The organism is Nioella sediminis (genome assembly GCF_001879695.1).
GTDB lineage: Bacteria > Pseudomonadota > Alphaproteobacteria > Rhodobacterales > Rhodobacteraceae > Nioella > Nioella sediminis.
The window spans coordinates 18,989-43,853 of sequence record NZ_MNBL01000030.1; the positions used below are offsets into that span (position 1 = coordinate 18,989).

The 24,865-nt window shown below is 63.7% G+C and carries 34 protein-coding genes; 14 read left to right on the forward strand and 20 right to left on the reverse strand.

Features of this window, described 5'->3' with window-relative positions; translation table 11 throughout:
- Positions 1–27: 27 nt before the first annotated feature.
- The 3 genes from BKY26_RS03400 to BKY26_RS03410 all read left to right on the forward strand — a co-directional run bounded on the left by BKY26_RS03400 (position 28) and on the right by BKY26_RS03410 (position 2,229).
- Entirely contained in the window at positions 28–684 is a 657-nt protein-coding gene (locus tag BKY26_RS03400) for a YiaD family glycine zipper/OmpA-like lipoprotein (protein WP_071688996.1), read from the forward strand.
- Positions 685–751: 67 nt separating this feature from the next.
- Positions 752–1,519 (forward strand): FCD domain-containing protein, encoded by a 768-nt coding sequence (locus BKY26_RS03405; protein WP_071688997.1) that lies wholly within the window; start codon positions 752–754, stop codon positions 1,517–1,519.
- A gap of 56 nt (positions 1,520–1,575) precedes the next feature.
- Positions 1,576–2,229, forward strand: coding sequence for an imm11 family protein (locus BKY26_RS03410; RefSeq protein ID WP_131541756.1), 654 nt, complete (start codon positions 1,576–1,578; stop codon positions 2,227–2,229).
- Positions 2,230–2,613: 384 nt separating this feature from the next.
- On the opposite strand, the gene BKY26_RS03415 is transcribed toward BKY26_RS03410, so the two are convergent.
- The gene (locus tag BKY26_RS03415; protein ID WP_071688999.1) at positions 2,614–3,651 is read right to left on the reverse strand and encodes a sulfotransferase family protein; all 1,038 of its coding nucleotides are present in this window, start codon (positions 3,649–3,651) and stop codon (positions 2,614–2,616) included.
- 97 nt (positions 3,652–3,748) lie between these two features.
- Here BKY26_RS03415 and BKY26_RS03420 point away from each other — a divergent pair, with 97 nt between their 5' ends.
- The 4 genes from BKY26_RS03420 to BKY26_RS03435 all read left to right on the forward strand — a co-directional run bounded on the left by BKY26_RS03420 (position 3,749) and on the right by BKY26_RS03435 (position 5,518).
- The gene (locus BKY26_RS03420) at positions 3,749–4,348 is read left to right on the forward strand and encodes a hypothetical protein (protein ID WP_083431307.1); all 600 of its coding nucleotides are present in this window, start codon (positions 3,749–3,751) and stop codon (positions 4,346–4,348) included.
- Between the two features lie 73 nt (positions 4,349–4,421).
- Positions 4,422–4,691: a hypothetical protein gene (locus tag BKY26_RS03425; RefSeq protein ID WP_071689000.1), complete on the forward strand. Its 270-nt coding sequence runs from the start codon at positions 4,422–4,424 to the stop codon at positions 4,689–4,691.
- 7 nt (positions 4,692–4,698) lie between these two features.
- Complete coding sequence (locus BKY26_RS03430) at positions 4,699–5,010, forward strand: hypothetical protein (RefSeq protein ID WP_071689001.1); 312 nt, start codon at positions 4,699–4,701, stop codon at positions 5,008–5,010.
- Positions 5,011–5,131: 121 nt separating this feature from the next.
- Positions 5,132–5,518 carry a hypothetical protein gene (locus BKY26_RS03435; protein ID WP_131541757.1) on the forward strand — a complete coding sequence of 129 codons (387 nt, stop codon included), beginning with the start codon at positions 5,132–5,134 and terminating at the stop codon, positions 5,516–5,518.
- Positions 5,519–5,560: 42 nt separating this feature from the next.
- Here BKY26_RS03435 and BKY26_RS03440 read toward each other — a convergent pair whose 3' ends face one another.
- From BKY26_RS03440 to BKY26_RS03470, 7 genes are all read right to left on the reverse strand, one after another.
- A complete protein-coding gene (locus tag BKY26_RS03440) occupies positions 5,561–6,376 on the reverse strand; it encodes a sugar phosphate isomerase/epimerase family protein (protein WP_071689003.1) in 816 nt (271 codons plus the stop codon).
- A 66-nt stretch (positions 6,377–6,442) separates the two neighbouring features.
- On the reverse strand, positions 6,443–6,706 hold the full coding sequence (locus BKY26_RS03445) for a TFIIB-type zinc ribbon-containing protein (RefSeq protein WP_071689004.1): 264 nt from the start codon (positions 6,704–6,706) through the stop codon (positions 6,443–6,445).
- 92 nt (positions 6,707–6,798) lie between these two features.
- On the reverse strand, positions 6,799–7,392 hold the full coding sequence (locus BKY26_RS03450) for a rhodanese-like domain-containing protein (RefSeq protein ID WP_071689005.1): 594 nt from the start codon (positions 7,390–7,392) through the stop codon (positions 6,799–6,801).
- Between the two features lie 73 nt (positions 7,393–7,465).
- Positions 7,466–7,741, reverse strand: coding sequence for a DUF5665 domain-containing protein (locus tag BKY26_RS03455; protein ID WP_071689006.1), 276 nt, complete (start codon positions 7,739–7,741; stop codon positions 7,466–7,468).
- Complete coding sequence (locus tag BKY26_RS03460; RefSeq protein ID WP_071689007.1) at positions 7,738–8,058, reverse strand: antibiotic biosynthesis monooxygenase family protein; 321 nt, start codon at positions 8,056–8,058, stop codon at positions 7,738–7,740. The genes BKY26_RS03455 and BKY26_RS03460 overlap by 4 nt, the downstream gene beginning before the upstream one ends.
- A 200-nt stretch (positions 8,059–8,258) precedes the next feature.
- Positions 8,259–8,702: a hypothetical protein gene (locus BKY26_RS03465; RefSeq protein WP_071689008.1), complete on the reverse strand. Its 444-nt coding sequence runs from the start codon at positions 8,700–8,702 to the stop codon at positions 8,259–8,261.
- A gap of 144 nt (positions 8,703–8,846) precedes the next feature.
- Positions 8,847–9,305 carry a tRNA (cytidine(34)-2'-O)-methyltransferase gene (locus tag BKY26_RS03470; RefSeq protein ID WP_071689009.1) on the reverse strand — a complete coding sequence of 153 codons (459 nt, stop codon included), beginning with the start codon at positions 9,303–9,305 and terminating at the stop codon, positions 8,847–8,849.
- Positions 9,306–9,477: 172 nt separating this feature from the next.
- Here BKY26_RS03470 and BKY26_RS03475 point away from each other — a divergent pair, with 172 nt between their 5' ends.
- The 3 genes from BKY26_RS03475 (at position 9,478) to BKY26_RS03485 (ending at position 11,339) form a co-directional block, all read left to right on the forward strand.
- The gene (locus BKY26_RS03475) at positions 9,478–10,179 is read left to right on the forward strand and encodes a hypothetical protein (RefSeq protein WP_131541758.1); all 702 of its coding nucleotides are present in this window, start codon (positions 9,478–9,480) and stop codon (positions 10,177–10,179) included.
- Between the two features lie 64 nt (positions 10,180–10,243).
- The gene (locus BKY26_RS03480) at positions 10,244–10,723 is read left to right on the forward strand and encodes a HugZ family pyridoxamine 5'-phosphate oxidase (RefSeq protein WP_071689011.1); all 480 of its coding nucleotides are present in this window, start codon (positions 10,244–10,246) and stop codon (positions 10,721–10,723) included.
- Positions 10,724–10,799: 76 nt separating this feature from the next.
- The gene (locus BKY26_RS03485) at positions 10,800–11,339 is read left to right on the forward strand and encodes a hypothetical protein (RefSeq protein WP_071689012.1); all 540 of its coding nucleotides are present in this window, start codon (positions 10,800–10,802) and stop codon (positions 11,337–11,339) included.
- 4 nt (positions 11,340–11,343) lie between these two features.
- On the opposite strand, the gene BKY26_RS03490 is transcribed toward BKY26_RS03485, so the two are convergent.
- Together BKY26_RS03490 and BKY26_RS03495 are read right to left on the reverse strand one after the other, a co-directional pair.
- Positions 11,344–13,641, reverse strand: a complete 2,298-nt coding sequence (locus BKY26_RS03490; protein ID WP_071689028.1) for a glycosyl hydrolase family 28-related protein — start codon at positions 13,639–13,641, stop codon at positions 11,344–11,346.
- A 186-nt stretch (positions 13,642–13,827) separates the two neighbouring features.
- Positions 13,828–14,241, reverse strand: a complete 414-nt coding sequence (locus BKY26_RS03495; RefSeq protein WP_071689013.1) for a DUF4864 domain-containing protein — start codon at positions 14,239–14,241, stop codon at positions 13,828–13,830.
- Positions 14,242–14,680: 439 nt separating this feature from the next.
- Here BKY26_RS03495 and BKY26_RS03500 point away from each other — a divergent pair, with 439 nt between their 5' ends.
- Positions 14,681–16,372, forward strand: a complete 1,692-nt coding sequence (locus BKY26_RS03500) for an acyl-CoA dehydrogenase family protein (RefSeq protein ID WP_071689014.1) — start codon at positions 14,681–14,683, stop codon at positions 16,370–16,372.
- Between the two features lie 65 nt (positions 16,373–16,437).
- Here the strand turns inward: BKY26_RS03500 and BKY26_RS03505 are convergent, their stop codons facing one another.
- Positions 16,438–17,409 carry an SLAC1 anion channel family protein gene (locus BKY26_RS03505; protein ID WP_071689015.1) on the reverse strand — a complete coding sequence of 324 codons (972 nt, stop codon included), beginning with the start codon at positions 17,407–17,409 and terminating at the stop codon, positions 16,438–16,440.
- 154 nt (positions 17,410–17,563) lie between these two features.
- Entirely contained in the window at positions 17,564–17,827 is a 264-nt protein-coding gene (locus BKY26_RS03510; protein ID WP_071689016.1) for a hypothetical protein, read from the reverse strand.
- A gap of 132 nt (positions 17,828–17,959) precedes the next feature.
- On the opposite strand from BKY26_RS03510, the gene BKY26_RS03515 reads away from it, so the two are divergent.
- Together BKY26_RS03515 and BKY26_RS03520 are read left to right on the forward strand one after the other, a co-directional pair.
- Positions 17,960–18,355, forward strand: coding sequence for an META domain-containing protein (locus BKY26_RS03515; protein WP_071689017.1), 396 nt, complete (start codon positions 17,960–17,962; stop codon positions 18,353–18,355).
- Positions 18,356–18,419: 64 nt separating this feature from the next.
- Positions 18,420–19,442 carry an NAD-dependent epimerase/dehydratase family protein gene (locus tag BKY26_RS03520; RefSeq protein WP_071689018.1) on the forward strand — a complete coding sequence of 341 codons (1,023 nt, stop codon included), beginning with the start codon at positions 18,420–18,422 and terminating at the stop codon, positions 19,440–19,442.
- On the opposite strand, the gene recO is transcribed toward BKY26_RS03520, so the two are convergent.
- Positions 19,427–20,158 carry a DNA repair protein RecO gene (recO, locus tag BKY26_RS03525; RefSeq protein ID WP_071689019.1) on the reverse strand — a complete coding sequence of 244 codons (732 nt, stop codon included), beginning with the start codon at positions 20,156–20,158 and terminating at the stop codon, positions 19,427–19,429. The genes BKY26_RS03520 and recO overlap by 16 nt on opposite strands.
- Positions 20,159–20,318: 160 nt before the next feature.
- Positions 20,319–20,645 carry a DUF1491 family protein gene (locus tag BKY26_RS03530; RefSeq protein WP_071689020.1) on the reverse strand — a complete coding sequence of 109 codons (327 nt, stop codon included), beginning with the start codon at positions 20,643–20,645 and terminating at the stop codon, positions 20,319–20,321.
- 81 nt (positions 20,646–20,726) lie between these two features.
- On the opposite strand from BKY26_RS03530, the gene BKY26_RS20155 reads away from it, so the two are divergent.
- Positions 20,727–20,903: a hypothetical protein gene (locus tag BKY26_RS20155; RefSeq protein ID WP_158514293.1), complete on the forward strand. Its 177-nt coding sequence runs from the start codon at positions 20,727–20,729 to the stop codon at positions 20,901–20,903.
- Between the two features lie 6 nt (positions 20,904–20,909).
- Here the strand turns inward: BKY26_RS20155 and era are convergent, their stop codons facing one another.
- From era to BKY26_RS03560, 6 genes are all read right to left on the reverse strand, one after another.
- Entirely contained in the window at positions 20,910–21,815 is a 906-nt protein-coding gene (gene era, locus BKY26_RS03535) for a GTPase Era (RefSeq protein WP_071689021.1), read from the reverse strand.
- A 175-nt stretch (positions 21,816–21,990) separates the two neighbouring features.
- Positions 21,991–22,674, reverse strand: a complete 684-nt coding sequence (rnc, locus tag BKY26_RS03540; RefSeq protein WP_071689022.1) for a ribonuclease III — start codon at positions 22,672–22,674, stop codon at positions 21,991–21,993.
- Positions 22,671–23,492 (reverse strand): signal peptidase I, encoded by an 822-nt coding sequence (gene lepB, locus BKY26_RS03545; RefSeq protein ID WP_071689023.1) that lies wholly within the window; start codon positions 23,490–23,492, stop codon positions 22,671–22,673. The genes rnc and lepB overlap by 4 nt, the downstream gene beginning before the upstream one ends.
- A 62-nt stretch (positions 23,493–23,554) precedes the next feature.
- On the reverse strand, positions 23,555–24,004 hold the full coding sequence (acpS, locus tag BKY26_RS03550) for a holo-ACP synthase (protein ID WP_071689024.1): 450 nt from the start codon (positions 24,002–24,004) through the stop codon (positions 23,555–23,557).
- A 1-nt stretch (position 24,005) separates the two neighbouring features.
- A complete protein-coding gene (locus BKY26_RS03555; protein ID WP_071689025.1) occupies positions 24,006–24,314 on the reverse strand; it encodes a Dabb family protein in 309 nt (102 codons plus the stop codon).
- The coding region (locus BKY26_RS03560) for a LysE family translocator (protein ID WP_071689026.1) at positions 24,311–24,865 on the reverse strand (555 nt) is incomplete at its 5' end. The genes BKY26_RS03560 and BKY26_RS03555, both read right to left, overlap by 4 nt.

A 24,865-nucleotide genomic window follows, 5' to 3' on the forward strand; every position in this document is an offset into this window, starting at 1 on the left:
TCCAGGACTATTGGGAAAGGCAGCACAATGAACACCCCCTTCCGTATTCTTTCGATCAGCCTGATATCGGCCATCGGCCTTGCCGCCTGTGAACCGGCCTATCTTCAGGACCCGAACCAGAACCGCACCCGTGACGGGGCCATCATCGGCGGGATGCTGGGGGCCTTTCTCGGGGCGGCGGCGGATGATGACAACCGGGGCCGCAATGCCGTGCTCGGCGCTGCGGCGGGGGCGGCTCTCGGCGGGGCAATCGGCTATTCGCTGGATCAGCAGGCCGCCGATCTGCGCGCCTCGATGGCCAATGAGAACATCGTCATCGACAACCGGGGCGATCACCTGATGGTCACCATGCCCGATGGTATCCTCTTTGACACCGACAGCGCCGCGATCCGGGCGGGCCTTCAGGCTGATCTGCGCGCCATGGCCCGCAACCTGCAGCAATACCCCGCCTCGACCGTGGACGTGATCGGCCATACCGACAACACCGGGTCCGCCGAATACAACCAGGATCTTTCGGCCCGCCGCGCCAGCGCCGTGGCCGGGGTGCTTCTGGAACAGGGCGTCGATCCGGCCCGCGTGCGCAGCTTTGGCCGGGGCGAGAACGAGCCGGTGGCGACGAACCTGACACCCGAGGGCCGTCAGCAGAACCGCCGGGTCGAGATCATCATCCGCCCGACCAGCTAAGCAGACGCTTTTTCTGGACTTCCCTCGATCTGGTCATTTAACCTGACCAATCAGAGGGAGGTCCACCATGCCATTCCAGCGCATCGACGCAGAGAAGCTGTCGCAATCCGTTGTTCGCCAGATCGAGCAGCTGATCCTGCGGGGTATCCTGCGCCCCGGTGAACGCCTGCCATCCGAGCGGGAACTGTCGGAACGGCTCGGCGTGTCGCGCCCCAGTCTGCGCGAGGCGATTGCCGAATTGCAGGACCGTGGCCTGCTGGCGACCCGTGCCGGGGCTGGCATCTATGTGGCCGATGTTCTGGGCAGCGCCTTCTCCCCCGCCCTGATCCGCCTGTTCGCGTCCCATGATCAGGCGGTTCTGGACTATATCGGCTTCCGCCGCGACCTGGAGGGTGTCGCCGCCGCCCGCGCCGCCGAGGCGGGCACCGATACCGATCTCAAGGTCATCGACACGATCTTTCATAAGATGGAACAGGCCCACAGCAAGCGGAACCCGTCCGACGAGGCCGAATTGGATGCGCAGTTCCACCTCGCCATCATCGAGGCCAGCCATAACGTGATCATGCTGCACATGATGCGGTCTATGTTCGACCTGCTGAAAGAGGGCGTGTTCTACAACCGTCAGGTCATGTTCAAACAGCGCAACACCCGCGATATCCTGCTGGAACACCACCGCGCCATCAACGACGCCATCCAGGCCCGCGACCCCGACGCCGCGCGAGAGGCGGTGAACATCCACCTGACCTTTGTCGAAGACGCGCTGGACCTGCAAAACAAGATCGCCAAGAACGAAGAAATCGCCAAACTGCGCTACGCGCATGAACAGGATCGGTAGGGCCAGCGACAGTTTGGTGGCGAGACCCTCGAAACGTGGAGTCGGAGAGGTAACAAGTGACTTGGGTTTTTAATCGTTCCGTGAACGATAATGTGTTGATTGCGGGTGGTTTTTTTGAAGCAAAAAAACCTCATCCTGATTGGTTGAAATACAACAAAGTTTCTATCGATCTTTGCGATGGTACACGGCAGATTTCTGAGGAAGAAATGCCCCGTGAGCTTAGAATGGTCGAGAAGTGTGAACTGCCCAATATGTTCATGGCTTACGGGGGAATGTGGATCGTCGATTCATCCGCCCGCCAGATCATCGAAGATCTCGACCCTGGGCTTCACCAGTTCTTTTCCATCAATGTGCAGTTCCCGGATGGCTCTTCCCCTCCCGGGGAGTGGTTTTCGATGAACATCACGACCGTCCGCAAGACGATGATTGATGCGGAATCTGCGATCAAGCACTTGCCTCCGGCAAAGCTTCCTAAGAAGTTGCCTGACGGAACCATTACGACCTATTGGAGTACAGGCACCAGCCTGATCGATTTCAACGCCAAACGCATCACCGTTGGACCAGACGCTGATGACGGCGCAAATCTATGGCGGGAGAAGGGGCATCAGAGAGACCTTATCCTGTTTTCGGACAAGCTTCACGATGCCTTGGAAGCGGCCGGTCTGACGACAGCAAAGACATTCCGCGCGCGGCTCTCCTCCGAACCCTGAAGCGGTCTCCGGTGCCCCACGCCAGCGAACTGCCCGCATATTCGCTCCCCTTCAGCCCGTCGAAGGACTTGGCGCGGGCGAACGCCTCGTCCCTCTCGTGAAGCCTCGCGAACGGAAGCGAACCTGCATGGCGCGTTTCAAGGACGGTGGCGACGCGGTTTCGAAACCGCGTAAAAGGGCTTTCGAAAGCCCTTCCCCGCGCCTCCGGCGACCCGCCCGCAAAGCCATTGCCGGTCTGCCGATCGCAAGGGGCGTCCTGAAGGTCCAGCTTCAGCCCGGTGCGGTCGCGGCAAAGGGCGCGGGAGAGGTTCCCTTGAACGGTGACCTCCGCCTTCAGGACAACAGACCCGATCCCCCTGGAGCCGCACGCGCAGGCCCTCTTGCCTATCTGGCCCGCCTGTTGCGCAGGAATTCCCCGAACCAGCGAAGGGCATCACGGGCCTCTTCCATCGGGCCGACCGGGGCGGACAGGGCATATCCCATGCGCGCCATGAACCGGTGCAGCCTGCGTTCGATGCAGCGCTGATCCTCTGCCGACAACTGGTCCCGCGCGATGGCGCTGTTGCGGAACACGCGGTCTTTCACCACCCCGCGCGAGGAATTTCCAAGCCACGGCTGGCCGTTCTTCGTCGGCTCCAGCATAGACGCATGAAAGGGGACGCCGATGAACTCCGCCAGTTGGCGCATCACCGCCTCGGTATCCGCCGTCAGCCTGTCATAATCCAGAACGAACAACTGATCCGCCGGGTAAATCGCCCACAGGCGCAACCGCTTCCGGACAGTGCGCGCAAAGGCCCCCGCGGATTGCGGCCTGTGGTCATACATCCGGGCGACATTCAGAAGCGACAGGTAATGTTCCATCGGGTCACGGGTGCATTGGATGAACCGCCCCCGCGGGCCAAGCATCCGGCGCCATTTGCGCGCGAACCGTTCATTATGCGGGGCCTTGCAGACGAAGTGGAGCCGCCCGTCCGGGATCGCCCGGCCCATGGCCAGCAGATAGGCGCCGATCACGATCCGAAACCGGGACAGCGGCACCGAATGGGCGGCAAACCCATCGACGATCAGCCGTTCGAACAGGTCCCAGTCGAACATGGAATAATCCATGCTGCCAAATCCGGTGCCGCCATGCGCGGTATAGTCGGTCAGGCTGTAATCGGTCTTGCCGCTGGCCAGCCGCCGGGTGTTTTCATTGTCCAGGAACTTGCGGGCCGCGCGGGCTGCATCCCGCCTGTCGGCCTTCATGTGGAAAAAGCGCAGCTCCTCCGGGAAGGTCACCAGATCGGGATGGCCGTCCAGCAGGGTCAGCGGCAGGGTGGTGCCGGTCTTGGCCATGCCGCCGATCACGGTCGCCGTCAGATCGACGGAAAAGATCGGCTCCAGCAGTTCGAGGCTGGATCTTGCGTGATCCTGTGGCGGCAAAACAGGCCCTCCCGATCGGTGTCCGGTCATGGTTCGGCCTCGACCTAGCAGAGGCCAGAGGGCCGGGCTAGCCCGGAAATCCGGGGACACCCGGGCCTTGTCATCGCAATCTTCGGACCCTTGCGACGACAAGGCCGCCGGGGCCGCTGCGGATCGCAGCGTGGAAAACAGGCCCCGGACGCAGGGCGTTCCCGACGGACCGAGGCGGGCAACCCGCCTGTCCGAAGGGGCCGTTCACGCCGCCCGCGAACCCTGCTACCATATCGCCATGCGTGCCCTGGTCCTCCTCGCTATTCTCACCTCTCCCGCCCATGCCTGGCAGGCGGGCAGCGAGGGGCGGGTCTGTACGCTCCGCCATTCCGGTCCCGCCGCCGATGTTTGGCTCACCTATGACCCTGACGGGCCGCTCTATTCCATCACCGTGACCACGCCCGCGCCATGGCCCGACGCCCCCGTTTTCGGCCTGCAGTTCGACGGGTCCCGCCCCAACATCATCACCACCACCCGGCACGAGCGGGACGAAACTGGCCACAGCCTGACGGTTACCGACCAGGGCTTCGGCAACGTGCTCGACGGGCTGGAATACAACCGGACGGCCACCGCCTTTGCCGGGCAGGGCCTCGCGCAGATCGACCTGACCGGGGCCGCGCCCGAGGTGCAGATCTTTCGCGCCTGCACCACCATCCCCTCGGTCTAGACGAAGCCAGACGAAAATTGAACCGCCACGCCCGGTGCCGCGACCCATGGTCAGGAACCAAGGGAAGCCAACCATGCGCCGGATCGCCAGCCTCTTCTGCACCGCCCTCAATCTGGGCCTGACCGGCCCGGCCATCGCCCATACCGACGGCCCGGTTCTGGCTGCCCCCACACCCGCAAGCCTCCACCTGCCCGCCGCGCTGGCCCAGGACACCCCCGCCTGTCACAGCGCCGTGTTTCACGCGGGCCAGTATCCAGCTGATCCGCTGACCGTGGACAGCATCACCTGCCTCGATACCAGCTGCGACACCCGTGAAATCATCCTCTGCACCATGACGGACTGACCGAGCCATGACCATGCAAGCCAATCCCCCCGCCCCCCTGCCCTGCTACGGCCAGATGATGCGCCGGATCATCTATGCGCTCTCTGCCCTGCAGGCTGTCTTGCTGGCCGTGGCCGTTCTGGTCTCGCATCGCTTCGCCATCGTGATGGCCGGACAGCCTCTGCCGATGTGGATGGCCCTGGTGGCTGGCTTGGCGCTGTCGGCTCTGCTTGTGCCCGCACTTGCGCTTGCGCATTCCCGCGCCCACCAGCATCTGGGCATGGCCATGGCCTTGACCCCGCTGGCCGGTATGGCGGCCCTATCCGTCTATCTGAATTGACAGTCACAAATATGAGGAGCTTGCGTTAGTATTTCTGTAACGACTCGGCCCCATGCCGGTCGATTCCATCGGGCCCGGACCTGCCGCCGGGCCTGCACACGAGTTAATTGACGAGGTTATCATGCGCATCAAACTTGCCGCCTTTGCCCTTCTTCTGTCGGCCCCCGCCGCGCTGGCAGACCAGTTCATCGCCACATTTTCCAACCCGAGCCATCCGCGAAACCTGCGAATCGCAATCACTCAGCTCAATGCCAGCGGTGGCACGATCAGCACTGACAACCGCCGCCTTGCACGGGTCGGGCCGGATCGGTCCACCTGGGCCGTGATCCTCGATGGCAACGCCGCCCGCGTCTGCGTCACCCTGCGCGGCAATGAAACCGCGACCGACGCGACTGCGATGCTCTCTGGCGGTCGCTCGGAATCCGTCGCGATCACCAATAACGGTCGCCAGATGTGCCCGAATGCCGATCCCGGCGATATCGAAATCCTGCTGGTGAGTTTCGAATAAGACCGCAGGCCCGCGCACCAGTCGGGGCGCGGGTCATGCCACCTATTGCGCAAGCCCAAGCGCCTCCAGATGCGCGACGCTTTCCTCCACCCGGTCGAAATCGTTGATCTCGACAATCAGATGCGGGGCGGATTTGATGTTGCGCAGCGCCTGAAACACCGCCTCCCACACGATATTGCCACGCCCGATGGGCCAGTGGCGGTCGGCATAGCCGTCGGTATCCTGCAAATGGACATGGCCAAGGCTCTGGCCCGCCGCCGAAATATACCGATCCGCCGGAGGCGCGCCACAAACCCAATGCGCCCAGTGGGCATGGCCGGTATCGACCGACAGGCGCAGAGCGGGCGTATCCGCCGCCGCGATCACCGCCGCCCGGTCGCGCGGGTCGGTGTCCTTTATGTTTTCCATCACCATTTCAACGCCCAGATCCTCGGCCCGCGCAATAGCCGGTTTCAGCGTGTCCAGCACGGCGGCAACTCGGCGTTCCCGATCCTTGGGGCCATTATCCAGATTGCAGGCATCCCACCCATCATAGGGCGAGTGAATGACCATCTGCCGGGCATCCAGCGCCGCGCAGACATCCAGCGCCTGATCCAGCCGTGTCTGCACCACGGCGCGGATGTCGCGGTCCTTCACGTCCAGCTCGAACCCGGCAAACGGCCCGTGAATGCCAAGCCGTCCGGTCCAGCCGTCCAGCTTGGTCTTGGCCATGTCGATGAAGGGCTGCGCGTTGGCCAGAATATCGGCCAGACAGAACTCCGGCAGCTCCAGGTCTCGGTTCTTCTCGAACAGCCAGTCGCGGTGTTTGTCGAGGTCGAGCACGCTCAACTGCGCGCCGACGATAGGCAGATCGGTCATGTCACCTCCCGTGTGGTCTGCCGGGAGTGTGGCAAAGAAAAGGGCGGCTGTCTGCCGCCCGTTTCATCAGAAATCGAAGATATCGCCCAGGAACGACCCGATGCCGTCCTTCTTCTTGCGCCGGTCGCCACTGTCGTGGTCGCTGCGGCTGCCACGCGCCGGGGCTTCGCGCCAATGGCCTTCACGGTTGTCGACCAGGGCGCTGCGCTCGATGATCTTGTCCAACTCGCCTCTGTCCAGCCAGACACCCCGGCAGGTGGGGCAATAGTCGATCTCGACCCCGCTGCGTTCGGTGATCACAAGGGCAGTTCCGTCAATCGGGCATTGCATGGGCGCGGGTCTCCTCCGGCGGGTTGATGTCCCCTTTCAGATAGGAACAAACCCGCCCGAAACAACGGGCATCCTGACGATTTCCGTCGGATTCAGCCACCCGCGACCGTCAGCCCCAGCATCCGCCAGCCCTGCATTCCGGGGCGATAATAGTGGATGCGTTCTGCCGGATAGCCTGCCTCGATCATGCGGCGGATGGCGGTCGGTGACTGGCCACACCACGGCCCGTTGCAAAACAGCGCCACGTCGCGCGCGCCCTCGCAATCCCACCCGTCAAAGTCGATCTCGCAGCCCAGTTCCCCAAGCCGGTCCACCATTTCCGTATAGGGCATGTTGACCGCACCGGGGATGGTGCCTGCCTGGAACCAATCCGGCGTGCGGCTGTCGACCACGGTCATGCCGGGGTTCTGCAATGCCTCCAGCAGCTCCAGTTCGCCAATCGGGCTGACGCCGGGCGCCGGGATCATCGGCTGGACGCAGAAATTCGGACAGGGGCGAGAGGTGCGGCCCCATTCCTCCTCGATCACGTGATCCGTGTCCTGAATGCGGGTGATCTCGCGCGGGCCGGATGCGGTCTCCACCGTGACGGACATCACATCCGGGGTGATCCCCACGGCATCCTGTGCCAGAGCCGGGGTGGAAAGGGTCAATCCGATGATCAGGGCGGGAAGCAAACCGGGGCGCATGGCGATCTCCATTTCAAATGCAATGATTTGAATATGAAGCTACGCGCGCACCCGCCCGGGCGCAAGCCCCGGCTCAGCGTCCGGCGGTGATCTCATCGGCGATCCGGGCGGCCCATTCGCCGATCACCGGGATGAAATCCACCTGGCTCAGCGAATAGACAACCGCCGACACCAGAAACGACGCCCCGATGACCGACCCAAGCCCGAAGGCCAGCCCGCGTCCGAAACTCAGCGCCAGCATCCGCCCCACCGTGCTTTGCGAGGTGAACAACCTGTGCTGGTTGATCACCGCCACTTCTTCGCGCAACTGCCGCAATTCGGTGCTGAGCGCGTCGTCGCCCTCGCTCAATTGAAGCTCTCCGCCACGTCATACATCACCGGCTCGAAGCTCTTGCACAGTTCGTTGATGGCGCGGTTCCTCTTGCGCATCTCGTCGCTGCGCAGCATCGCCTGAAAATCCTCTCGCCGCGTCCACTGGGAATAGTTGGCCACGCGCGTCTGCGCGTCATTCACATGCAGCCCCGCCGCGATGAAACCGGGCTGGTGAGAGATGAACTCCGAATAGGCCGAGGTCAGCGCATCCAGCAGATCCTGGCAGGTGCCCGGCGTGGTCTCGAAGGTGGTGATGACGGTCTGTAGGGCAGCGCCCTTGGTGATGGTCGGCATGGGAGATCCTCCTGTGACACCAGCCTAACAAGCGCGCCTTTCCGCGCCTAGGCCTTGATCGGGGTCAATCACCGGGCCATGGGCAGGAAAAAAGGGGCCGCGCCTTGCGACACGACCCCCGGGGCAGAGCTACCCCCCAGGGTAGTCCAGACCTTCCTAACCGCACGGTTGGGCACGGTCATGAAGGAATCACGCTGTTTTCATGGCGGGGACGCCGCGTCCATGAACCGGGCCCGAATCTCGGCGGCACGCTGGTTGCCATCGGGCAGCGGCAGGCCACGCCGCGTCATCTCTTCTTCGATGATCATCAGGAAATCGGCCCCGATCCGCGCATTCACCTCGCCAAGGGCCACGGCATACTGCGCCGCATAGGCCGCCAGCAGCGCGTCATCCCCCGCTTCGGCATAATAGGCGGCCTGATCCCGCCGCCAGACCTCGTCGAAATAGGGATAGAGCGGCGCGGTCTCCGGCGCGGATCGCTCGGTTGCAGTTTGCGGGGCCGGCGGCCGCTCGTCCAGATCGGCGGTGAAGACCGAGTAGACCGCCAGCCCGAGGCCAAACACGCCCACAGCCAGAATCACCCAGTCAAAGGTTGCTGCCCCGCTTTCGCGCGCGGCGAACCCGTCGGAACGCTTCGAAACCATTTACTCATACCCGTTCTAGGTCACTACCGGGCCAGCGTGGCGCAGTGATGGGGCAAGGCCTTGATCGGATTGTGGTTCTTTGCGGCTGTTTCGGGGAAAGGTCTGGCTGCTTCGGGGCAGCCCGTCACAGGGGTTAATCGTTTCTTAACGGGTGAATTGCCCGCGCAACGCCTGATAGACCACCGCCGTCGCCGCATTGGCAAGGTTCAAAGACCGAATATGCGGGCTGCGCATCGGCAGGTGGAAAATGCGGTCTTCCATGCCTTGCAGGATCTCCGGTTGCAGCCCCTTGGTTTCGCGCCCGAAGATCAGATAGGCGTCTTCGGGATAGTCGGGGTCATAGACGCTGGATGCGCCATGCTCCTCGAAGAAGAACAGGCTGTCGCGCGGCGGCGACCGATCCGCCAGAAAATCCTGCCAGCTGTCATATTCGCTCAGCCTCACGTGTTTCCAGTAATCCAGTCCGGCCCGGCGCACGGCCTTGTCGTCGATGGAAAACCCGTAAGGTCGGATCAGGATCAGCTCCAGATCCAGCGCCACGCACGTGCGCCCAATGGTGCCGGTATTGCCGGGGATTTCAGGCGTCACCAGCACCAGTTTCATGCGTTTCTCTGTCACCGGTTTGCCCCGCCTTCATGTGCCGCGCCCGTCTTTATCCGAATCCCTGCCGGTTTGGCCATGGCCCTCATCCTTTGACCGCATAGCGCAGAGAACCCGATTGGGTCGCGTTAGGGATACATTAACCAGATTGCGCGAGGCTGCTCCTATGCGCCCCGTGGTCATCCTTACCCTGCTCCTCTCGTGCCTTGCGTCTGCGGTACAGGCCGGGGCATGGGCCCGACCACGCGGCGAGGTCTTCCTGTCCTTTTCCAGCAATCTCCATTCCAGCATCGAGGCATTGGCGGACGGCGTCGATACGATGAGCCGCCATGATTCCGCCTATCTGGAATACGGCCTTGGCCGCCGGTTGACGTTCAGCGCCGAGATTGGACGCGGGCAGCATTCCCGCGAGTCCATGGGCCTGCTGCGCTACACCCTGACCCGACCCGACGCCCGGTTTCAGGCCGCCCTGGACTTTGGCGCCGGTCAGCGCAGCGCTGATGGTCAGGACAACAGCACGCTTGCCCGGCTTGGGTTGTCCCTCGGATACGGCTACGGGATCACCCCGCCGGACTGGATGCCGCTGGATCTTCAGGGGGGATGGATTGCGCTGGACGCCCATGCGGTCCGTGACATGACCCGACAGGAGGATCGCTGGAAGGTCGAGGCAACCTTCGGCCTGACTCTCTCGGAACGCTCCCGCTTCATGCTTCAGCTGGTGGCCGAGGAATGGGCCGGGCTTGACGTCACCTATGCGCTGAACCCGTCCTTTGTTTACCAGATCCGTGGCGGGACATCTGTAGAGCTTGGGATTAGGGCAATTCAGGCGGAGGACGTGCAGCTCGGCTTGGAACTGGGATTCTGGCATCACTTCTGAACTTATGGCCATGTTTATTCAAAACCGCACGGGTGCTATTCCCCTTGCAGGAGGGGCCCCCAACATGTCGAAACCCAAGCGGATGCTGCGTGAAACCGATGACGAGGCGCGCGCCGTCGGTCAGGATCTGCTGCGCCGGGCGCGGTTTGGCTCGCTCGGGGTGATCTGCCCCGACACGCAAAGCCCGATGGTCACCCGCGTCTCCGTTGGCACCGATGGCGATGGAACGCCGGTGACCCTGATCTCCGAACTGTCCCTGCATAGCCGGGCCCTTTTTCTCAACAATAACTGCTCCCTGCTGGTTGGCGAGCCGGGGCAGCGGGGCGATCCGCTGATCCATCCGCGCCTGACGCTGCAATGCCGGGCCGAGCCCGCAGATAAGAACGACCTCAAACCGCTCTACCTGTCGCAACACCCCAAGGCGACGCTCTACTATGACTTCAGTGATTTCCTGATGCTCCGTCTTCGCGTGACCACAGCCCACCTCAATGGCGGGTTCGGCAAAGCCTATCGTTTGTCACCTTCCGACCTAAGACTTGTCTAAAAGGACAGGTTTTGTTGCCAAGGTAAGGTAAACGGTGCATCATATTGGTTAACGGCACCGTCATAAGGCCAGGATAATGAGCCACGCGGCAATCGACCCCGAACTTCCCGGCATCTGGATCATTCCGGGTGAGCAGACGACCTATGAAATTGATCAGGATGGCAACTATCACATTGCCGATCCCGCGCAGCCCCTGACCGTGGCCGCCGATGGCGCGGCGATGATCTGGGGCCGGACCCGGTTCGACCGGATCGGCGGGGACAGCGATGCCCCCATCGGGGCGTGGCACGACCGGGATCACGGGGACGAATGGCTGTTCCGCGAGGACGGGACCTACCTGCAACGCTGGTCCGACGGCGAACGCACCACCGGCATCTGGGTTCTGGATTCCGCAAACGGCACGCTCTGGACACGCGAATACCGGGGCCATCTGGAAACCGATGGCGCCCGGGTAAAGTTCCTTCTGCCGTCCGAGACCGCGGTTACTTACGGCTACACGGTCGATGCCGGGGCGTGGGCGTTGCTCGACCCGAACAGCTGGGAAAAGCTGGTGGAATATCGTCGCCCGCAGGATGAAGGGCCCGCGGCCCGCACCAGAAGCGGGGCCGCGGGCTGAGCCGTCAGACCGTATCGCACCGCGCCGTCAACTGCACCGAACCATGCACCGGCTGCGACCAGTTCAGCCGCACCGACCCGCGCCCGACCCCGTGCCGCGTCGTGGCATAGGGCATCGTGTAGATCGCCACGTTCGACACCGACCGCACCGCGCCCTCCGGCATCACCGCCACCGCCACGCGCGCCTCGGTCTCGAACGGCAGCCAGTCGCGCAGATCGACCTCCCACACGTCGAGATCGCTGTTCTCCGTCACCTTCACCGTCACCGGGTTTTGCGAGTTCTTGGTGATCCCGTGATAGACATTCCCCGTCATCAGGAAATTCGCCGTCCGGCTGCCATCCAAAGGCGCAATCGAATCATCCACGTCATCGACCGAATCCAGCGCCCCGCCATTGAGATGCTTGAACACGTTGTCACAGATCGACAGCCCGTTGATGTAATGCCCCGGCCCATGCGGCCGGATCAGGATGAAGTTTGACCAGCTGGCAATCCCGTTCGCGGTGAAGATATTGCCGTTGATCGTCAGGCCACCGAAGGAAAACTCCCCGGACAGTTCCGGCGCCGGATCATGCTCATTGGCCCATTCGATATAGCTGTTGTCCACGTAGTTGCCGATGATCGTGGTCTTGACGTTGGTGTTGGTCAGCACGATCCCGGCACTGATCTGGCCGTCGGGCTCGTTATCCCCCTGGAACCAGTGATTTCCGGTGATCAGGTTGCCATTGCCGCCGAACACCCCGAAATGGCGGAACTTCACCGCCCGGTTGTCACGGATCTTGGTGTCGTTGGCATTGGTGTTGAAGGCAATCGTCGTGCGGTCCTGCACCCTCAGAACCTGCTCGTTCGACAGGAACTGACAGCGGTCGATCAGCATCCCCGCGCAGCCCTGGTCGCAAGAGGTAATCCCGCGATCCTTGGGGCCGGTGAAGAAACAGTCCTTCACATGGAAGATCAGCCCGCCACGCGGCAGCATGATGCCACTGGCCGCCCCGGCGCAGAGAAACTCCACATCCTCCAGCACGAAGCGTTGCAGGTTCTCGAACCCCACGAAGTCCATGATGTATTGGAACCGGGTGAAGGTATAGGTCTGGCTCGATGGCGGCACGCCCAGAGGTGAGGACAGGAACACCTGGTTGTTGGCAGCATTCACATCCCGCACATAAATCTCGCGCCCCACGCCCTGCGCGGCTGTCACCAGCGACCCAATGGGGATGGACCCCGCATTGGTCACATTGTCCAGCCGGTCAGGGTTGGCCACGGTCCAGGTGCCGGTTGCGCTATGCACCTCGTCATCCCAGTTGGCGCTTGGAAGGCAGCTGAACTGCCCGTTGCGGATCACCCGCCTGTTGGCATAGCTCACCTTGTTGCCCACAACGGCGGCCATATCAATCGGCCCGTCCAGCTGCACCCGACGTCCCATCATGTCCAGGCTTTCGTGGTCGCCATGGTTCAGCATCGCCTGAAAGGCCTTCTTGAACCCCTGCAACTCGTCGCCCCCGAACGCATCCGCATAGGCAGGCAGGTTGAAGCTGCCCGCCAGCACCAGCCGGGCGCTGTCGGGCATGTCCAGCTGGCCCTGAAAGCGCACCGGCGATTGCAGCGTCAGGTTCGACGCGATCCGATAGGTGCCGCCGCTGACCAGCAGCTCGCGTCCGGCGGCGGCGGCATCGGCGGCGGCAAAGGCACCGGTGTCATCGGTCACGCCATCGCCCGCCGCGCCGAAATCCTTCACATCCACCCAGTCCATCATCTTGCGCAGGAAGACGTGGGTCACATCCTCGATCTTGACCGACTCGATTCGGATGGTGCCCCCATTGCCGCCGGTCAGGTCCAGCCCGAAATGCCCATAGGCGGCATCCTCGCCCCAGGCCATGTCGACGCCGCCGCGATCCCCGATGCCGACAATCGCAGAGACGGTCACCACCTCGCCATAGGCGGTCATCGCCGTTGTCGGCCCAGTTTCGACCACCCCGGAGACATGGGTATTGTTGGCCTGCCCGGCCCACCCCGCGATCCGCACAGACGGGATGGCACCCGACAGCGACTTCACCCGTGCCGAGATGCGCAGATAGAGCCCTGGCAGTATCGGCGTTTCCGCCATGTAGCGGATGCGCGTGGTCGTTTCGGTCTTCAGGATCTCCAGACAGGTGCCGAAATCCTGATCCGCCGTCACCAGCACGCCAAAGCCGGATGTGGCCCAGGTATCGGTGCCGGGCGTGCCGTCCTCCCGGCTCCAGACAGAGAGCCCCTCGGAAAATGCCGGCGGCATCAGGTTCAGCCCGTCGGTGATCACTTGGTTCATGTCAAACCCCTTTTGCGCATGCATGGGCAGAACCCACGCCTTCGACCCCTGCGGGCGGTGTCTGGCCCGAGGGATGTCTCGATTGTTCACGATATTCAGAGAGAAGCGCCGGGCGCTCCTTCAGGCCCGGTTGACGCCCAGACTTACAGGCCGAGGGTTAAAAAGCGGTTAATCTCGCGGCAGGTTTCAGGCACCCAGATACTGCCCGCGCAGCACGGTCACACCCGCGATGCGCCAGCGCCCGTCGATCTGCACCATCTCGTAGTCCAGAACATGCGCGCCTCCGGCCGGGTCCAGAATCTGCACCTGCTGGACCAGCCTGTCGCCCTCCTCCCGCAATCCCAGAAAGGTCGTTTCCCCCGGCTGCCAGACCATCGGATAGCCGCGTTCCACCATCGCACCGAAATACATAGGGTGCTGGAACATCTGCTGAATCGTCGGGCTGGCAAAGGTCCAGGCGGTAAAGACATTGCCGGTCGAAAACGCATCCAGCTGGCTCTGGATGGTGCTCTCGATCTCCGGGTTCGCGGGCAGCCGCTCCTGTGCCGCCGCGCCAAGGGGCATCAGCATGAGCAGCACGGTGATAAGGAACATGCGCATGGTCGGCCTCCTGCCGGTTGTCCCAGTCCTTCCCGCAAACCTAGCGCGCAACCCCGTCGCGTCCAGCGCCGCACGCTCACCCGCTTGACGCGACCAGGGCTTCTCCTTGCGAAAATACTCCCGCCGGAGGCAGACCGCCGGTGCCACAAACGCCCGGATCGGCTCTGATGCACCGCGCCCGCAACCCTTTCGTGGCAACGCGGCCCGAGGAGGGCCCCGCAGGGGCTTGACGAGGGCCGCTCTCCGGTCGACGCCGGCAGGCGGCGAAACCGCTTTCCGTCTGCACGGGGGGTGTACAGGGGGTGTACGCATGGCGCCCCCGGATCAGGCCCTAGGCTTGCGACATAAATTGTCCAGAAATTATTCCCATACGAATTATTCTTGCGCTGCACCTGCAAAATGAATATCACCCTTGCAGCAAAACGACCGGAGAGATTCCATGCCGCATGACGGAGCGCCCATGCCCACAGATTCGCCCGAGGCCATCCTGCTGCCCGACCTGCTCACCCTGACTGCTGCCGCCATCGCGCCGGTCGAAACCCTGCTGGATATCGCGACCACCAGACTGCGCGGAAAGGTCAGTCATGACGGGCGGGTCTCTGGCAGGAAACTTGAAGAAAATCAGGTTGCTGCCCATGGTCTGGCCTGGCTCGCCACCTATGTGGAGGCGCTGCGGCAGATGCAGGGTTGGGCCGAACGGCTGACCGCCGACGGCAAGTTCGGCGAGACCGAGGCGCTGCTGCACCAGATCGCCTTTGGCGAATATCTCTGGCAGATCTATGGCGGCATCCCGATGAGCCAGGGCGAAATGCTGCGACCGCAAGATATCGGCCTCACCCAGGACGACCAGCGCGCCCTGATGACGCCCGAGATCATGACCCTGACCCAGTCCGGCAACACCCAGGCCGCACGCACGAAACTCGTTGAAATCATGCAGGAAATTGCGGGGTCCAACGGCGTCGGCGTCACCGGTCTGGACGATGAACTGGAAATGATCCGCGACCAGTTTTCTCGCTACGCCCGTGAACGCGTGGAACCCAATGCCCATGACTGGCACCTCAAGGATGAACTCATCCCGATGGAGATCATCGAGGAGCTGGCCGAGATGGGCGTCTTCGGCCTGACCATCCCCGAGGAATATGGCGGATTCGGCCTTTCGAAAGCCTCCATGGTCGTGGTCTCCGAGGAACTCAGCCGCGGCTATATCGGGGTCGGCTCCCTTGGGACCCGCTCTGAAATCGCGGCGGAGCTCATCCTTTGCGGCGGCACGGAAGAGCAGAAAAATCAATGGCTTCCCAAGCTTGCCAGCGGGGAAATCCTGCCCACGGCGGTGTTCACCGAACCCAACACCGGGTCCGATCTCGGCAGCCTGCGCACCCGCGCGGTTAAAACCGACGAGGGCTGGGAAATCACTGGCAACAAGACCTGGATCACCCACGCCGCGCGCACCCATGTGATGACGCTTCTGGCCCGCACCGACCCCGAGACCACCGATCACCGGGGCCTGTCGATGTTCCTTGCCGAGAAGACCCCGGGCTCCGACGAAAACCCCTTCCCGACCGAGGGCATGACAGGGGGTGAGATCGAAGTGCTCGGCTATCGCGGCATGAAGGAATACGAGCTTGGCTTCGACGGCTTCAAGGTGAAGGAGGAAAACCTTCTCGGCGGCCAGACAGGGCAAGGGTTCAAGCAGCTCATGCAGACATTTGAATCCGCCCGCATCCAGACCGCCGCCCGCGCCATTGGCGTGGCGCAGGCCGCGCTCGACGTGGCGATGCAATACGCACAGGACCGCAAGCAGTTCGGCAAATCGCTGATCGAGTTTCCCCGCGTCTCCGGCAAGCTGGCCATGATGGCGGTGGAAATCATGATCGCCCGTCAGTTGACCTATTATTCCGCCTGGCAGAAAGACCACGACAAGCGTTGTGATCTGGAGGCCGGGATGGCCAAGCTTCTCGGCGCCCGCGTGGCCTGGGCGGCTGCCGATAACGGGCTGCAGATCCATGGCGGCAACGGTTTCGCGCTGGAATACAAGATTTCCCGCATCCTGTGCGATGCGCGTATCCTCAATATCTTCGAGGGCGCTGCCGAAATTCAGGCGCAGGTGATCGCCCGCAGGCTTCTGGGCTGATCCTCACCCGATCAGCTCACAGACGGCCCGCCCCTCACCCGGCGGGCCGTTTTCTTTTCTGGGCATCATTCCGGTTGGCAGATTTCGCCCGCCGTGATCGCCCTGATTGTGCGCCAGAGCAACCCGGCGATGATCACCACCAGCACCGCCAGAAGCACGGTTCCGATGGTCTTATGCGCCGCGGATTCCGCCGCGCCCGCATAGACGAAACTGGCGATGGTGACGGCGGCAAAGGGGAAGCTCAGCGCCCAGAAGGACAGGGCGAAGGGCAGGCGGATGATACGGGGCAGCTGCATGGCGACCAGCAGGGTAAAGAAATAGGCCGCATTGAGCAGGATCAGCCCGAAAGGCCCGGTGCCACCCGTCAGCCGCACCCAGGCCACGAAGGCCACGGCGGGCGGCGCGATCAGGATCACCAGCGTCGGCTGCAACCGGCCCGGCAGCGGGTCGTGGAACACCAGCCGGTTGATGACCAGCGTCAGCAGCACGATCCAGAAGATCAGCCCGACCGACATGAAGTACCAGCTGAGGTCCGCATAGCCCAGTTGCACCCCCGCAATCGGCACGATCACATTGCCCACGGCGGGGATGAACCATGCGGGCGACAGCTGACCATGCATGAAGGACCGTGTCCCGATCCAGCCGGACACAACCGCCAACGTCAGCACCGCCTGAAGGGCCGCACCAGCGAGCCACAGCCCCTCGGCCAGCGCCTCCGACCGGCTGACCGATGCCGTGGCCAGCAGCAGCAGAGAGATCGAGATCGCCGGGAAGAAGGCCAGCTTTACCGGGTGATTCCATTCCGCCCGCACCGCCCCGCCGTGCCGCATCGCCTTGGCCGCGTAGAGCATGGCGATGATCACAAACACCGCGATGGTCCCGAAATAGGCGATATCAGAGGTCAGCGAGGACAGCCCGTAAGCCGTTTCCGCCGCATGCAGCGCCAATGTCAGACCGGACAGTCCCATGACGATGGCGAAGAAAGTAACGTGGAAATGCTCCAGCCGGGTGGCGGAGGGCGCGGTGGCATCGGACATGGGGCGGACTCCTGCGGGCAATGTTGTCTGCGTCAATTACATCGGAGCCATGGCGCAGGCCTTGACCCAAGTCAACCGCTATGCCGGGGTCGAAACGCGAACCGGCGCAGTCCCTTTGACAGGGCTGCGCCGGATACTGTTTTCAGTCTGACGGTCAGCAGGGGCGCACGTCCACCCGGCCATCGGCCCGTTTGTAGGCGCATTGGCCGGTCTGGTTGTTGCGGGCAACTTCCGCGCCAATGGCAGCACCTGCCAGAGAAAGACCGACGGTCCAGCCGGTATTCGCGTCCAGCAGTTCCGCCATGGCAAAACCGCCAAGCGCGCCAAGCGCCGCGCCGCCGTAAATCTGTTCTTCGGGGGTGCAGGCAGCACCAGCCAGCAGCGCAACAACTGCGGTAATGGTCAAATACTTCCGCATGAGAAATCTCCTTCCCAGGTTAGGCATTGCCTATCGAATGCCCAACAAAGACTATCAGGCTCACGAAATCCTGTCTTGATCTGGCGCAAACCCCTGTCAATCTGGCGAGGACCTGCCGAAAGCCCCGATCGCATGAACCCCGTCCTGCGCAAACCCTTGCCGCTGCTTTTCTTTTTACTGACCCTTGCGGGCTGCCTGAGGGATGAGAGCGTGACCGGCTACGCAGCCGGGATCTGGGAACTGGAGACCGACGAGGCGGTGCGGATCACGCTCGACCTGACGGCGCGCGGTCGGATCTCGGGCCATGGACCTTGCAACAGCTATTCGGCCCCGCAGACAGCCCCCTACCCCTGGTTCGAACCCGGCCCCTTGGCCAGCACCCGTGCCATTTGCCCCGAACTGGCAGCCGAGCAGAGGTTTCTTGCGGCGCTGTCTGGCATGACCCTGGCGGAAGTGTCGGGCCCCGTTCTGATCCTGTCCAACGACACGGGCGACAGGCTGGAGTTTCGCTTGATCACGCCGGAATGAATACACTGCCACGACCTGCGCAGCACCGCACCGAAGCCAGTGGCCAAACCGAAAAGGAACCCACATGCCTACAGTTCTGGTCACCGGCGCGTCGGGCTATATTGCCAAGCACATCGTCCTGCGCCTGTTGCGCGCCGGGTATCACGTGCGCGGCTCCGTCCGGGACGCGGCCAAGGGGCAGGCCCTGCGCGACGCGCTTACCCCGCTTTTGCCGGATGGACAGGCCGAGACCCACCTGAGCACGGTCACGCTCGACCTGCTCCAAGATGATGGCTGGACCGAGGCCGCAACCGGGACCGACGCGATCCTGCACACGGCCTCGCCCTTTCCCATGGTCCAGCCCACGGACCCGCAAGAGCTGATCGCCCCGGCGGTCGAAGGCGCGCAGCGGGCGATCCGTGCCGCGCGCGATGCGGGCGTGAGCCGGGTGATCCTGACCTCCTCGGTTGCGGCGGTGTCGGGCTGCGACCTGCCGCCGGGCCGCGCCACCTATGACGAGCGCGACTGGTCCGATCCCGCATATCCGGGTATCACGCCCTATTCCGTTTCCAAGACGCTCGCCGAGAAAGCCGCGTGGGACATGGTGGCCTCTGACGCGCCGGGAATCGGGCTGACCACCATCAATCCGGGCTTCGTGGTCGGCGCGCCACTTGATGGCCATTACGGCACCTCGCTGGCCGTGGTCGAGCGTCTTCTGTCGGCGCGGGATCCGATGCTGCCCTATTTCGGCTTCACCACCGTTGATGTCGGCGACATCGCCGAAATGCATCTGCGTGCCTTGCAGCGCGACGAGACCATCGGGCAACGGCTGATCGGGGTTGCAGATTTCCTCTGGTTCACGGACATGGCCGAGCATCTGGCCCGCACGTTCCCGGACCGAAAGATCGTGACCCGCCGCGCTCCGAATGTCGTCGTCCGTCTCCTCGGACTGTTCGACCCGGCGATCCGGTCGATCGTGCCTGCGCTCGGGGTCCGCACCGATGTCGATGCCAGCCGCGCGCGGGACATGTTGGACATGACTTTCCGCGATCCCCGCGACAGCCTGTCTGAAACCGCCCAATGGCTTTTGGATCAGGGCCGCGTCTGACCCCGCGCCAGCCGGTCCACAAACCGTTGCCGCGCGGCAGGCAGCGGCTTTTCGCCAAGCGCCCTTGCCAGATGCCCGGACAGGAAATGCCCGGTGACGGACAGACCGCTCAGGACATCCTCCGCCCCCGCATCCGAACGCCCCAACAGGCTGGCAGGCAAGGGCAACAGCCGGTCGGCCCAATCCCCCGCCCCGGTCCGGGTCACGGCCCGGCCGGTGCGCGGCGAGATATAGGCGAGATCGTCATTCTTGCCGGTGACCGCGCAAGCGCTGAGGTCAAGCCCAAAGCCCATCTCATCGAGCAGCGCCAGTTCCCATCTCAGATAGGCATAGCCCCATTGCTCGGCTCCGAGCGCGTCCAGAAGGGCGATGGACCTGGCGTATAGCTCCGGGTGCGGTTCCCGCTCCGGCAGGCAGAAGGTCAAAAGACTGCAAACGGCGGTCAGCCCCGCCAAGGCCAGCGGATCGCCCATGACCTCGGCCGCCCGCCCTTGCAGGGGTTCGACCGTATAGGCCCCAAGATGATCTTCCAGCCGCGCGCGCCAGGCCACGTCCAACTGGGCGCCGGGTTGCAGAACGGGCGCCATCCGACGCCCTGCGCCCCCGCGCACAACGCCCGCATGCCGTCCACGGGACGGGGTGAACACCTCGATGATCGCGGCGCTCTCGCCATGCTTGCGCACCGCCAGAAGAACGCCCTCGTCGCGCCAATCCATGGGGCCGATCCTATCGGGCTGGCGGATTTGTCCAAGCGCTAAATACGGCAGACCTGAGCCCGCCACTGTCCATGGCAATGCGGGCCGACGAGGCCTCCGGCGCAAGCCGGGGGTTGAGGAGGCGCGCCCCCCGGGTCGACGCCGGAGGCGGCGAAACCGCTCAGGTCAATCCCGGCTCGTCCAGCAGATGCCGCCCGGCCCGGTCCTCCAGCTCGATCACCCACAGATCCGGGTCCATGTCCCGCTGCCGCCGGATCGAGCCATCCACCTCGGCCTCGTCCCCCTCATTCAGCACGATCCAGGCCCGTTCGCCGGTCATCAGATCGAAACTGCGCTGGAAAAGCCGCGCCTTCCCGTCCAGCGTCGCCAGTTTCACCAGCACCGCGCCACCGGTATCGTCCCCATGGGCCACCACATAGGCGGGAATATCGGCAAGCCGCAGCCGCGCCAGATAGGCCTTGACCCAGAACTCCGTCGTCAATCGCATCTTTCTGCGCCTCGCTTTGAACCGAACCGGGCGCCGCGCCGACCCATGCTCATGTAACTGTTACAGGGAAAGTCCAGTCCAATGAATTTCACTTTGTCCAAGCGCTCCTGGGGATTGCTGGCTGCAATGTTCCTGCTCAATCTCGCTGTCATGTCCGGTGCGATCACGGGCATCATTCCCGATCTGCTGCGCATGTTGGCTGCCGTCGGGGCCCTTGTCTCCATCGGTGTGGACTGGCGGCAATCGCGGCTTGGCTAGGCCCGGTCAGTTCCCGTCGCGGAAATCCAGCCCCATCTCCGAGTAGCGCTCGGCCTCATCCAGCCAGCCGGGGCGCACCTTGACCTGCAGGAAAAGATGCACCTTGCGGCCCAGGAACTCCTCCAGTTCCGCGCGCGCGGCCTGGCTCACGGCCTTGATCGTCTCGCCCTTCTTGCCGAGCAGGATGCCCTTGTGCCCGTCGCGGGCAACATAGATCACCTGGTCGATCCGGGCCGAGCCATCCTTGCGTTCCTCCCAGTTTTCCGTCTCGACGGTCAGCTGATAGGGCAGTTCCTGGTGCAGCCTTAGCGTCAGTTTCTCGCGGGTCATTTCCGCCGCGATCATCCGCATCGGCAGATCGGCGATCTGATCCTCGGGGTAGAGCCAGGGGCCTTCGGGCAGATTTTCGGCCAGCCACAGGCGCAGGTCGTCCACCCCATGCCCCTTCTCGGCAGAGATCAGGAAGGTCTTCTCAAACGGGAAAGCCTCGTTCATCTTCTGCGTCAGGGCCAGCAGGTCCTCGGCCTTGACCCGGTCGATCTTGTTGATGGCCAGCGCCACGCGCCGCCCCTCGGCCCGCTCTGACAATCCGTCCAGAATGGCCTGCGCGCCATGAGTCAGCCCGCGATGCGCCTCGATCAGCAGAACCACAAGGTCGGCATCCGCCGCCCCGGTCCAGGCCGCCGCGACCATGGCGCGATCCAGCCTGCGGCGCGGGCGGAAGAGCCCTGGCGTGTCCACGAAGACGATCTGGCTGTCACCTTCCAACGCCACGCCCCGGATGCGCGCCCGCGTCGTCTGCACCTTATGCGTCACGATCGAGACCTTGGCCCCGACCATCCGGTTCAGAAGGGTCGACTTGCCCGCATTGGGCTCCCCGATCAGGGCAACGAAGCCCGCGCGTGTGGTCATGATCTTTCGCATCCTTCAACAGTCATGGCCGCGTTTAGCGGGTTTCCCCCCGCCTGACCAGTTCTCTGACGGCCAAGGGGCGGAGCGACGCAAGGCTCTTGCAAGAGCCTTTTTCGCGGCCCGTCAGGGCCGCGCGGGTCGGCGTGCCGATGGCACGGCGAAATCCCTGCCGCGATCACGGTTTGGCAAGCCGCGCCAGCATCGCTTGGGCCGCCGCCTGTTCCGCCTGGCGCTTGGACCCGGCCTCGGCCCGGGCCGTTTCACCCTGTTCCATCCGCACCTCGACAACGAAAACCGGCGCGTGGTCGGGCCCTGACCGGGCAATCTCCACATAGGTCGGCGGGGCCATGCGCCGGGCCTGCGCCCATTCCTGCAGGCTGGTCTTGGGGTCGCGGGAATCGGCCTCGACCGTCGCCACGCGATCCCCCCAAAGCCGCAGAATCATGTCCCGCGCCACCTCGTAGCCCGCATCGCGATAGACGGCGGCAATCACCGCCTCCATCGCATCGCCAAGCAGTGCGTTCTTGCGCCGCCCGCCGGTTTTCATCTCGGACTTGCCCAGTTTCAGCACCGCGCCAAGGTCGATCTCGCGCGCCACGTCGGCGCAGGTTTCCTTGCGCACCAGCGCGTTGAACCGTGGGGCCAGCTGACCTTCGGGCGCTTGTTTATCCTGGTCCAGCACCGCCTCGGCCAGCACCAGCCCAAGCACCCGGTCCCCCAGGAACTCCAGCCGCTGGTTGTCGGGTCGCGTGGGCGAAGACAGCGAGGAATGGGTGAGCGCCCGGATCAGCAGATCGGGACGCTCGAACTCATGACCAAGCCGGTCGCAAAAGGCTATGAGATCCTTGGCCAGCTTCACTCGATCGCCCGGAAGAAACGGTCGGACCGCCAGGTCCAGAAATAGACCATCCGTTCGCCTGCAGACGAGAACATGATCCGGTCAGCCCGGCCGATAATGTTTTCATAGGGCACCATGCCAACGCCGCCGATGGATTGCGGGAAGCGGCTGTCCTGGCTGTTGTCACGATTGTCGCCCATGACGAAGTAATGGCCCTCGGGCACGGTGAAGACCGGCGTGTTGTCGCCGAAGCTGCCATCCTCGATGTTCAGCACCGAATGGCTGACACCACCGGGCAGGGTCTCGGTAAACCGTTCCTTCTCGCAATCGCCGCCGAGGCCCACAGGGGCGTTGGAACAGCGCGGACGGTGCGCAACCGGGCCTTGCGGCTCGAACGTCTCGATGAACGGATCCTGGGGTTCCAGCGAAGCGGCGACCCAATCGGCATTGGTGCCGGTTTCCGCATCGTATTCGCTGATATAGAGCACCCCGTCCCGCATCTGGATGCGGTCACCGGGCAGGCCCACAACGCGCTTGATGAAATCGGTGCCATTGACCGGATGGCGGAACACCACCACGTCGCCGCGCTCAGGCTCGGACCCGAAGATTCGGCCCGAGAAGGGGCACATCGCAAAGGGGCAGGAGTAGCGCGAATAGCCATAGGCCATCTTGTTGACGAACAGGAAATCGCCAATCAGCAGCGTGTCCTTCATCGACCCGGACGGGATCCAGAAGGGTTGGAAGAACAGGGTGCGGAAGACCCCTGCGATCAGAAGGGCGTAGATCACCGTTTTCACGGTTTCCCAGATGCCGTCCTTCTTCGTGGCTGCTGCTGCCATGGGTCCTGCCTTTTTCTACGCGACTTTACGGGGTTTTGACATGAGGGCTTGGCGGGAAAGAGTCAAGCAAGCGACCGTCCGGGCGGGGTCGGGGGGGCTGGTTGCCAGCCCATGCCCTCGGGATAGGCATAAATCACCACGAAGGCCTGCGCCCAGGGCATGTCGTCGGTCAGGCTGACATGGATGGCGGCCTCCATCCCCTCGGGTGTCATGGACTCCAGCCGTTCGCGCGCCCATCCCGTCACATGCATGATGGGCTGGCCGGTGCGCAGGTTGGTGACCGCCATGTCGCGCCATGCGATCCCCATGCGCAATCCGGTGCCGAGCGCCTTGGAGCAGGCCTCCTTCGCGGCCCATCTCTTGGCATAGGTGGCGGCGGGGGTCTGGGTGAGCTCCGCGCGGCGCTGTTCGGTCTCGGTGAACACGCGATTGCGGAACCGGTCGCCGTGGCGGTCCAGCACGCCCTGAATGCGCTCGATATTGGCCAGGTCGGTGCCAACGCCAAGGATCATCTCAGTCCCTCTCGATATCGTAAACGGTGATGCGCTCTGCTCCGCCGCAAAGCGCCACAAGACGTGCGCCAAGCGCCTGATGGCGGGGATCGGCGGCATAGCGGGCCAGCGCGTCCCGGTTTTCGAACCGCGCGATGAAGCCGTAGGGGAAGTCCGGCGACTTGCCTTCCATGTCGATGTTCACGCCATGGGTCAGTCTGAGAAATCCGGGGATCTCCCCCGTCAGGCGTTCAAGCCCCTCCATCACATCCCGACACTCGCTCAGATCGGAGGTATCCGTCAGCGCCAGCATGACAACATGCTCGATCATGCCAGCCGCGCCGTCAGGATCTTGATCGCCGCCGCCCCGAAAAGCGCCGCGAAGGCCAGTTCGAACCAGCGGCGGGCAGCGGTGTAGACCCGCACCACCCCACGTCCCGAGAACAGCACGCCATAGCCCAGGAAGATCACCGCGGAGACCGTGGACAGCGCCACGAAGGTGCCCAGAAGCGTGACCAGAGGCGCGCCGGGTGGCACGACCACCGCATAGACAGCGCCCCAGGCCAGGATCGCCTTGGGGTTGGTCAGGTGCACAAGGAAACCGCGCCGGAAATGGCCCGTTGCCCCGGCGTCCCTCAATGACAGCCCCTTGCCCGGCGTCAGGGCCGAGCGCAGGGATTTTGCGGCAAGAAACAGCAGATACCCCGCGCCAATGTAGCGCAAGCCTTCTGCGATCCAGGCATTGGCGAGCATCAGCGCGCCCATCCCCGCCATGGCCGCCAAACCCCAAAGCGCGGACCCGGCCCAGACACCGGCCCCGGTCAGCACGCCCGCGCGCCGCCCCTGCCCCATGGCCGTGCCTGCAATGGTCAGCGTGGCGGG

Coding starts and splice junctions, on each gene's coding strand:
- BKY26_RS03510 (WP_071689016.1), bottom strand. CDS start 17,827: ATGCGGAAGTATTTGACCATTACCGCAGTTGTTGCGCTGCTGGCTGGT.
- era (WP_071689021.1), bottom strand. CDS start 21,815: ATGACCACACGCGCGGGCTTCGTTGCCCTGATCGGGGAGCCCAATGCG.
- BKY26_RS03405 (WP_071688997.1), top strand. CDS start 752: ATGCCATTCCAGCGCATCGACGCAGAGAAGCTGTCGCAATCCGTTGTT.
- BKY26_RS03430 (WP_071689001.1), top strand. CDS start 4,699: ATGACCATGCAAGCCAATCCCCCCGCCCCCCTGCCCTGCTACGGCCAG.
- BKY26_RS03495 (WP_071689013.1), bottom strand. CDS start 14,241: ATGCGCATGTTCCTTATCACCGTGCTGCTCATGCTGATGCCCCTTGGC.
- BKY26_RS03450 (WP_071689005.1), bottom strand. CDS start 7,392: ATGCGCCCCGGTTTGCTTCCCGCCCTGATCATCGGATTGACCCTTTCC.
- BKY26_RS20155 (WP_158514293.1), top strand. CDS start 20,727: ATGAATTTCACTTTGTCCAAGCGCTCCTGGGGATTGCTGGCTGCAATG.
- BKY26_RS03480 (WP_071689011.1), top strand. CDS start 10,244: ATGTCGAAACCCAAGCGGATGCTGCGTGAAACCGATGACGAGGCGCGC.
- BKY26_RS03520 (WP_071689018.1), top strand. CDS start 18,420: ATGCCTACAGTTCTGGTCACCGGCGCGTCGGGCTATATTGCCAAGCAC.
- BKY26_RS03400 (WP_071688996.1), top strand. CDS start 28: ATGAACACCCCCTTCCGTATTCTTTCGATCAGCCTGATATCGGCCATC.
- BKY26_RS03470 (WP_071689009.1), bottom strand. CDS start 9,305: ATGAAACTGGTGCTGGTGACGCCTGAAATCCCCGGCAATACCGGCACC.
- BKY26_RS03515 (WP_071689017.1), top strand. CDS start 17,960: ATGAACCCCGTCCTGCGCAAACCCTTGCCGCTGCTTTTCTTTTTACTG.
- BKY26_RS03530 (WP_071689020.1), bottom strand. CDS start 20,645: ATGCGATTGACGACGGAGTTCTGGGTCAAGGCCTATCTGGCGCGGCTG.
- BKY26_RS03440 (WP_071689003.1), bottom strand. CDS start 6,376: ATGACCGATCTGCCTATCGTCGGCGCGCAGTTGAGCGTGCTCGACCTC.
- recO (WP_071689019.1), bottom strand. CDS start 20,158: ATGGATTGGCGCGACGAGGGCGTTCTTCTGGCGGTGCGCAAGCATGGC.
- BKY26_RS03465 (WP_071689008.1), bottom strand. CDS start 8,702: ATGGTTTCGAAGCGTTCCGACGGGTTCGCCGCGCGCGAAAGCGGGGCA.
- BKY26_RS03505 (WP_071689015.1), bottom strand. CDS start 17,409: ATGTCCGATGCCACCGCGCCCTCCGCCACCCGGCTGGAGCATTTCCAC.
- BKY26_RS03555 (WP_071689025.1), bottom strand. CDS start 24,314: ATGATCGAGCATGTTGTCATGCTGGCGCTGACGGATACCTCCGATCTG.
- BKY26_RS03460 (WP_071689007.1), bottom strand. CDS start 8,058: ATGCCGACCATCACCAAGGGCGCTGCCCTACAGACCGTCATCACCACC.
- BKY26_RS03425 (WP_071689000.1), top strand. CDS start 4,422: ATGCGCCGGATCGCCAGCCTCTTCTGCACCGCCCTCAATCTGGGCCTG.
- acpS (WP_071689024.1), bottom strand. CDS start 24,004: ATGATCCTTGGCGTTGGCACCGACCTGGCCAATATCGAGCGCATTCAG.
- BKY26_RS03485 (WP_071689012.1), top strand. CDS start 10,800: ATGAGCCACGCGGCAATCGACCCCGAACTTCCCGGCATCTGGATCATT.
- BKY26_RS03500 (WP_071689014.1), top strand. CDS start 14,681: ATGCCGCATGACGGAGCGCCCATGCCCACAGATTCGCCCGAGGCCATC.
- lepB (WP_071689023.1), bottom strand. CDS start 23,492: ATGGCAGCAGCAGCCACGAAGAAGGACGGCATCTGGGAAACCGTGAAA.
- BKY26_RS03490 (WP_071689028.1), bottom strand. CDS start 13,641: ATGAACCAAGTGATCACCGACGGGCTGAACCTGATGCCGCCGGCATTT.
- BKY26_RS03435 (WP_131541757.1), top strand. CDS start 5,132: ATGCGCATCAAACTTGCCGCCTTTGCCCTTCTTCTGTCGGCCCCCGCC.
- BKY26_RS03445 (WP_071689004.1), bottom strand. CDS start 6,706: ATGCAATGCCCGATTGACGGAACTGCCCTTGTGATCACCGAACGCAGC.